This is a genomic window from Microcystis sp. M53603_WE2, assembly GCF_030065435.1.
This window is the reverse complement of the sequence record NZ_JASJFF010000993.1, coordinates 1-6013: the sequence shown is the minus strand read 5'-3', so window position 1 is coordinate 6013 and position 6013 is coordinate 1. Positions and strand designations below refer to the sequence as shown.

At 41.9% G+C, this 6013-nt stretch carries 5 protein-coding genes; 3 read left to right on the top strand and 2 right to left on the bottom strand.

Features of this window, described 5'->3' with window-relative positions:
* The first annotated feature begins 207 nt into the window (after window positions 1-207).
* Complete coding sequence (locus PX481_RS20990; RefSeq protein ID WP_002760432.1) at window positions 208-1806, top strand: C-terminal helicase domain-containing protein; 1599 nt, start codon at window positions 208-210, stop codon at window positions 1804-1806.
* Window positions 1807-1832: 26 nt separating this feature from the next.
* On the opposite strand, the gene PX481_RS20985 is transcribed toward PX481_RS20990, so the two are convergent.
* Window positions 1833-2051 (bottom strand): hypothetical protein, encoded by a 219-nt coding sequence (locus tag PX481_RS20985; RefSeq protein WP_043999166.1) that lies wholly within the window; start codon window positions 2049-2051, stop codon window positions 1833-1835.
* A 147-nt stretch (window positions 2052-2198) separates the two neighbouring features.
* Here PX481_RS20985 and PX481_RS20980 point away from each other — a divergent pair, with 147 nt between their 5' ends.
* Together PX481_RS20980 and recQ are read left to right on the top strand one after the other, a co-directional pair.
* Entirely contained in the window at window positions 2199-2810 is a 612-nt protein-coding gene (locus tag PX481_RS20980) for a DUF3318 domain-containing protein (protein ID WP_002760436.1), read from the top strand.
* A gap of 143 nt (window positions 2811-2953) precedes the next feature.
* The gene (gene recQ, locus PX481_RS20975; RefSeq protein WP_002760438.1) at window positions 2954-5065 is read left to right on the top strand and encodes a DNA helicase RecQ; all 2112 of its coding nucleotides are present in this window, start codon (window positions 2954-2956) and stop codon (window positions 5063-5065) included.
* A gap of 152 nt (window positions 5066-5217) precedes the next feature.
* Here recQ and PX481_RS20970 read toward each other — a convergent pair whose 3' ends face one another.
* Window positions 5218-5358 carry a hypothetical protein gene (locus PX481_RS20970; protein WP_002760440.1) on the bottom strand — a complete coding sequence of 47 codons (141 nt, stop codon included), beginning with the start codon at window positions 5356-5358 and terminating at the stop codon, window positions 5218-5220.
* Between the last annotated feature and the right edge of the window lie 655 nt (window positions 5359-6013).

Here is a 6013-nt window from a genome sequence, read left to right as displayed (position 1 = left end):
TTGCTAATAAACATAGCAAAATTATAGATGATTTCCTGACCTAAGATCACATTTTATTCTTTTTTCCACTTCAATCTAAGAATTGAGAAAAAAGCAAAACCTTATATTATACCATAAAAAAATTATGCAAGAGGTCTATTACCAAATAAGCGCAAACAAGAACCATTACTCAGTTTACAAACCGGGGGAGCAAATTTAAGAGGACTGATGCGAGTCCTGTTATTCAAACGCTTTGAATCTAGCGTTTATGCCTTCCAACAAACTGTTAAGAAATTACTGCAAGTCCATCAACGCTTTCGAGAAGCTTTACGCCAAGGAATTATCCCCGCCGGAGAAGAAGCTCAAGCAATTCTCTATGAGCCAAACAATGGGGAAGAACAAGACATTATCGATGCTTTGCGTCAGGCATCTGGGAAGTATGATCTAGCTGATTTTGATGCCACAATATTACAGAAACATCTTGAGCATGACATCCAATTGCTAGAGAAAATTTTGCACTTAGTTGAGCCAATTACTCCAGACAAAGATGCGAAATTACAAACCCTTAAAAGCTGGTTGAATAAACCTCCGCTGCAGGATAGCAAGTGCCTCATTTTTACTCAGTATGCTGATACCGCCTATTACTTATATCAAAACCTCAATCCTAACGGCGATCAAGACGATCTAGAAGTCATCTACAGTGGCGATAAAGATAAGGCGCGGGTAGTGGGAAGATTTGCCCCCAAAGCCAACAAATACTATAAATTACAACAGGGAGAGTCGGAAATCAAAACTTTAATTGCTACCGATGTTTTAGCCGAGGGTTTAAACCTACAAGATGGCCACCTGATTGTTAATTATGACCTGCATTGGAATCCCGTCCGACTCATTCAAAGGTTTGGTCGGATTGATCGGATTGGCAGCGAGAATGATGTGGTTTACGGCTTTAATTTTCTCCCAGAGACGGGATTGGAGCGGAATCTAGGATTACGGCAAAAACTCAAAAACCGCATTCAAGAAATTCATGAAACCATCGGTGAGGATGCGGCAATTCTTGACCCCACAGAACAGCTTAACGAAGAGGCTATGTATGCGATTTCTGAAAAAAGTGGCAGCCATCAATTAAGTTTGTTTGAAGATGAGGGAGAATTTCTCGACCTCAATGAAGCCGAAGAAATTCTCAGACAACTCCAGCGAGAAAATCCGGCTGAATACGAACGGATAGCTAACCTGCCTCACGGCATCCGAACGGCTCGCTTTTCTCTCAATAAGGGCATAATTGTCTTCTGTGAAGCTTCTTATCCTAACCGCAAAGATTGGAAGGGCTACCAGCAATTATATTGGCTCGATGAACAGGGAGAGATCAGATCAAAAGATACTGCCCGCATTTTAGGAATGCTCAAAACCAACCCAGAAGAAGCAGCACTGCCGCTGCCCAAAAATTACAACCAAGCAGTCATGCAAGTCAAGGTGAAATTTGCCCAAGAAGTCCAACACCGCCAATCGGAACGGGAGTACAGCCGTTCTCTGACTCAAGCACAGCGCTACGTCCTGCGAGAATTGGGACTACTGTTCAAAACCACGCAGGATGAAGAAATCCGCAAGCAGGTTAACCTATTAGAACAGGCCTTTCGCCAACCGATTACCACTGTACTCAAGCGCGAGTTAAACCTGATTAAGCGCCGTAGCCTGACAGGAGAAGCTTTGTTTAGCGAACTGAAGAAATTATATAGCCAACATGAGATGCGGGACTGGTTAGATCGCCGCCGCTTGCAAGGTGAGGAGCAACCAATTCCCATCATTATTTGCAGTCAGGCTTTAGTTTAGAAACGGCGATAAGTAGGTGGGTGGAATTAAATATAAGATGAACGTAGCGACTGTATCGCCAGTTCTTCCATCGGGTTCGGCTTCACCTTCCCGTTAACGTAGTCGCAAGCTTCCGCAAACGCTTTCAGTGTCGCCTCGATAGCGGCCACCTGTTCGGGTGTTACTTGGAGTTGGCAAGATCCGGTCAGGACTGGTTTCATCCCCTCATTAATAATCAACACATGAGGATTTTGAGGAAGATGCAAGAATTTATTGGCGATTTTCGGGACATCGAACCCCTCAAAGCCGAACGGTAGGGACTCACGCGGTTTCGTTGAGAAAATTGTCGGAAAAGAGATATTAACTCAGAAAGCGATTATACTCAATGATCGAAGACTATTGACCAGCGATCGATGAACCAAGACAACGAGATTAGTCATTTACTAGACCTCATGCCTGCTTCGGGACGGATGATGACGCGCATTGTCAGCAAACCCGAAAGCAGTAAGGTAATCGAAACTAATTTTCCCCTGCCCTGGCAAAGAGGAGTCAGACCGATTCCAATTAATTTTGACCTCTGGCGGCAATTATCAAGACCCCAACGGGATTTAGTCTTGTTAAGGGCTGTCTGTGTTTTAACGGCAGTAAAATGGTTTAAACCCGATCTCGATCGAGTAATTGCTCTGGCTGGTATGATCGGTTTAACCGTGGAAACCCTGCAAACCGATGCCGTCGGTATGGCAGTAGCGGGGGGTTTAACTGCCTTGGCAATTAACCGGATTTGGCGGGAAAAACGCAGCCCCCAACGGGAATTAGATGCGGATGAAGCAGCCCTAAAAGTGGCCGTTAGACGCGGTTACACGGAAACCGAGGCCGCTAAGGGTTTATTATCGGCTATTGAGACTATAGCTGAAATTGAGGGGCGATCGAGTCTCAATTTTAACGAGTTATTGCGCTGTCAAAATCTGAAAAAATTAGCCAATCTCTCCTTTGTTGGTGTTCCCGATCAGGTGAGACAATCTTAAGGTCAGGAGCCGGTCGTCAGGAGTCAGGAGGCAATAGGTAATCTCCCCCCCTCTGTCACCCATTCCGGCGTTCCCTGTTCCCTAAAATCAGAGAGTCTGTAAACTTAAAATAACTACTATAAAAATATCTTTCCCCTTGCTCAATGGCTGCAATTGACTCTTTAGAAAAAGTCTTAAAATATCACTTTGGCTACGATCAATTTCGACCGAATCAACGCCAAATAATTGAGGCTGCTTTAAATAATCAGGATTTATTAGTAATTATGCCCACCGGAGGCGGTAAATCTCTCTGTTTTCAGCTACCTGCTTTAATCAAAAAAGGGGTGACGGTGGTGGTTTCTCCCCTAATTGCTTTAATGCAGGATCAAGTAACTGCTTTAGCTGATAATGGCATCGGGGCAACATTTCTCAATAGCACTTTAAATGCTAAACAAGTCAGAGAAAGAGAATCTTTAATCCTGCAAGGAAAAATTAAACTGTTATATGTCGCGCCAGAAAGATTATTATCGCCTAGTTTTTTAGATTTTTTAGCTGTTATTGATAATTACCTCGGTTTAGCCTGTTTAGCAGTGGATGAAGCTCACTGTGTCTCCGATTGGGGTCATGATTTCCGCCCTGAATATCGACAAATTAAACAAGTTCGTCAACGCTTTCCCTCCGTGCCAATTTTGGCTTTAACTGCCACCGCTACCCAACAGGTTAGAGAAGATATTATCCAACAATTAGGATTGCGAGATACTTCCATTCATATTGCTAGTTTTAATCGTCCTAATCTTTATTATGAAGTTCAACCTAAAACCAGTAAATCTTATCAGCAATTGTATCAATATATTAAAGGACAAAAAGGAGCAGGAATAGTTTACTGTATCAGCCGCAAAACCGTCGATAAAGTTGCAGAACAGTTGCAAAAAGATGGTATTAATGCCCTACCCTATCACGCGGGTATGGAGGATCGGGAAAGAAGTAACAATCAAACCCGTTTTATTCGGGATGATGTGCAGATTATGGTGGCAACAATTGCCTTCGGTATGGGGATTAATAAACCGGATGTACGCTTTGTCATTCATTACGATTTACCCCGCAATTTAGAGGGATATTATCAAGAATCAGGCCGTGCGGGTAGGGACGGAGAACCAGCTAAATGTACCCTCTTTTTTAGCTTTGCCGATGCCAGAAAAATTGAGTATTTTATTAACCAAAAAACCGAGCAAAATGAACAACAGAAAGCTCGTCAACAATTGCGACAAGTGTTAGATTATGCCGAAGGGAATGAATGTAGAAGATCGAGTGTACTAGGCTACTTTGGAGAAAGTTTTGCGGGTAACTGTGGTAACTGTGATAACTGTCGGAATGGTACAAATAACCAGGATTGGACGATCGAAGCACAAAAATTTTTATCCTGTGTGGCGCGGACGGGACAGAAATTCGGTATGATGCACATAATCAACGTACTCAGGGGAGGAAAAGGTGAAAGAATCACCCAATATCAACATCATTTATTATCTACTTATGGCATCGGTAAAGATAAAACTGTCGGGGAGTGGAAACGTTTAAGTCGTTCCCTTGTCCAGCAAAATCTACTGGTAGAAACTGAAGACAATTTTAGAATCTTGAAACTTAATCAACACAGTTGGGAAGTGATGCGGAAACAACGTTCCGTGTTTATTGCCGTCCCCCAAAAAGCTAACGGTCAAATCGTGGGAGACGACAATCCCAATACGCTGGAAAGTGATTTATTATTTGATCGCTTGCGACAACTGCGGAAAAAAATTGCCGATAGTCAAGGGGTTCCTCCCTACGTTATTTTCCATGATTCTAGTCTGCGTTTGATGGCCCAATCGAAACCCCGGAATTTGGGGCAGTTTCGTCAAATTTCTGGAGTAGTACACAGTAAAGTACAACAGTATGGGGATATATTTATAGCGGCAATTAATGATTTTTGTCAGGATAGTCTTCCCTCTACTCAATTCCTCACTCTCCAATACTATCAAGATGGTTTGAATGCGGAAGAAATCGCTCGCAAAAGAAGCTTAAAAGTCTCAACCATCTATGAACATTTAGCTAAATTGCTGGAAGCGGGTTACGAAATTGATATTAATCAGTTAGTCTCTAAAAATAAACAGGAATATATTCGTTTAGCGATTAAAAAAGTGGGTGATCAATCCCTGAAAACTCTCAAAGAAAATCTGGGAGATAATTATAGTTATGAGGAAATTAAATTAGTTGTTGCTTGGCAAAGACGACCCCGGCAATAAGGCCAGAGGAACTCTTTTGATGCAACCCTCCACTTTAAAAGCGATAATAAATAATCAGTTTTTAATAACCGGATTTAGTATTACAACCAGTGGGTTAATCCGCTCAAAAATTGCTTTTTCTGGGGTTGAAACATTTTCAACCCCGATTTTTATCATCCGGGAAAAATAACTTCTAGGGGAGCGGGAATCATCTCGCTGCGAAAGTCAAGAATCTGGACTAGGATTAAATAGGCAACGGCGATTAAAATCGAAATTGCTCCCGTGATAATGGCGATAATTTTAGCAGAATTCATATAATTAACCGTTAATTTCCTGAGATTATTGATCTATTCCCGCAAAAGCTACCGAAATTTATTCTCATCTACGATTGCGAGGATAAACAATTCAAACTGAAGATATCTTACAGCACAATTCTCCGAGGCGATCGAGAGGAGGAAAATCTTTACCGAATCAAGGTTAGTTACGGTTAAAGAGATTTTGCCATCAGTTCCACGAAAGAATAGGGTTTATCAGCTAGGAGAACATTCAGAATTTTGACTAATCCCGAACTGAGGTTCAGGTTGAAACCCAGTTTGACGAGAGATAGTCCTTGCGGCTCAATGTATAGACTAAAATATATGGTAAAGCTTATAATTATTTGTTATTTAAATCTATGCAACCAGCAAAACCCTTGCTATAATCGACAATATATGGTAATAGACCAATTCCATCCGCTGCATCCGCATCGGCATCCCCAAAGTTGATCAACCTCGCTTTGTTTTAAGGTAGGCTAAGGTCTGCCTTACTTTTTTGGGTTGGGAAGCACTGGAGTTGGGGGAAAAGAGGAAAATGGGCTCTTCGTTACCCTTTATGCTAAATCAACATACAAGATGCCAAGATAACATACTTCTAACCCAAAAATTCCGAAAGTTTCTAAAGCCATAGCTGCTCCGTTTTATTAGTTTAAGT

Bases quoted from the DNA above. Each gene is read 5' to 3' on its own strand.
- recQ (WP_002760438.1), top strand. From the start codon at position 2,954: ATGGCTGCAATTGACTCTTTAGAAAAAGTCTTAAAATATCACTTTGGC.
- PX481_RS20970 (WP_002760440.1), bottom strand. From the start codon at position 5,358: ATGAATTCTGCTAAAATTATCGCCATTATCACGGGAGCAATTTCGATT.
- PX481_RS20990 (WP_002760432.1), top strand. From the start codon at position 208: ATGCGAGTCCTGTTATTCAAACGCTTTGAATCTAGCGTTTATGCCTTC.
- PX481_RS20980 (WP_002760436.1), top strand. From the start codon at position 2,199: ATGAACCAAGACAACGAGATTAGTCATTTACTAGACCTCATGCCTGCT.